2 protein-coding genes are annotated in these 1,306 nt (G+C 55.9%); both read right to left on the bottom strand.

Features of this window, described 5'->3' with window-relative positions; genetic code table 11:
- Positions 1-1,086: RNA ligase (locus tag AC1RO3_RS07860; protein WP_481763908.1), on the bottom strand; the 1,086-nt coding region annotated here is incomplete at its 3' end.
- On the bottom strand, positions 1,083-1,306 hold a 224-nt coding region (locus tag AC1RO3_RS07865; RefSeq protein WP_481763909.1), incomplete at its 5' end, for a hypothetical protein. The genes AC1RO3_RS07860 and AC1RO3_RS07865, both read right to left, overlap by 4 nt.

Consider the following 1,306-nt stretch of genomic DNA (forward strand, 5'->3'; position numbering starts at 1 on the left):
GTACTGACCGTACCACTTACGCATCCGGTCGTCTTTGCCCTCCATGCGGTTGACTGCGAGCCTGAACAGCTCGTGCTTTCCGTGCACCGCCGCGAACTCCTTTTTGCCCACGCCATAGTTTGCGGCCGTCATCAGCCGACCAACGGCCGCCAAATCAGCGGTTTCTCGATCGATCTGGATCAGGCGCTCCATGAGACGCGTCTCTACCTCGTTCACGGCCGTCAAATCGTGACCGACTTTCGTCAGGATCGCCTTCACGTCGTCCAGCTCTTCGTTCAGGGCCAGCACCGCCACATCACGCTCGCGCAGATAGGACACCGCGCGGTGTGCGCGTGCATACCAATCGCACTTGGCTTTTACCATGTCGCCATCGTCAAACTGAAAGACATAGCCCTCCGCATCCTCCATGCTTTCGAGCGAAGCTAGCGCCTGCTCCAGCGTCATTTCGTGGATGCGGTTCGGAGCTACCGGTATACGTCGCTCATGAATCATGTTCCACACGTGGTGAAACGGATTCATCATCACATATTCGCCGGTCCTGTTGTCCCGAACGTGCAGCAGCGTGATGGACGGCCGATCGTAACGAACCACCACCTGACTTTCAGGGTCCACGAATTCGAAGGTGGCCGTATGGTCCGAGGCCGCAACCACACGCGCAAAATCTGCGATGTTTTTGGGAACCTCGCGCTCGAACGCTCGAACCGTATCTGACACGTACGACTTCTTCGAGCGCCACGCAAAGCCGTCGTCGTGCGAATACGAGGTGCTCACCATCGACCCATCGATCTTATCGTAGATGCCGGCAAGCTCACCACGCGCCGCGCGCTCCAGCAGCTTTTCGGGCATGAGTTCAGCTTTTTCACCCATGTTGAAAAACTTGTGAAGCGGTCGGCTGACGATACGGCCGTTTGCGTCAAACGCGATACCACGGCATTCGCGTGATTCAGGCGTCGGGAACGTCTTGCTATCCATGAAGATGTAGCACACGACTTTGCGCCCGTTCGGCTGATCGAGAACGCGAATTTGCTCGTTGTTCTCGATATGCTTCACGATATCGTCCAGCTGGCATACGGTGGGAAAAGTCATGATTTCTCCATGGTCGTGATTGACAGTGCGCCGCAGAAACCGCGAAACGCTTTAAGTGTGCGAACGCTACTGTAATTGCCTTCGACATCCGTGTCAAGCACGTATCCGTAATCCAGACGATCGCCCTCGGTCACTGCCCATTTTTCGAACATGTCTTGAACCACTTCCTTATCGATAGGGTCCATCACACTCATGCTCCTGTTGCTCGCGCGTGTTCCAC

The sequence above is a fragment of the Dellaglioa sp. CoH-57-MRSF-19 genome (genome assembly GCF_056781975.1).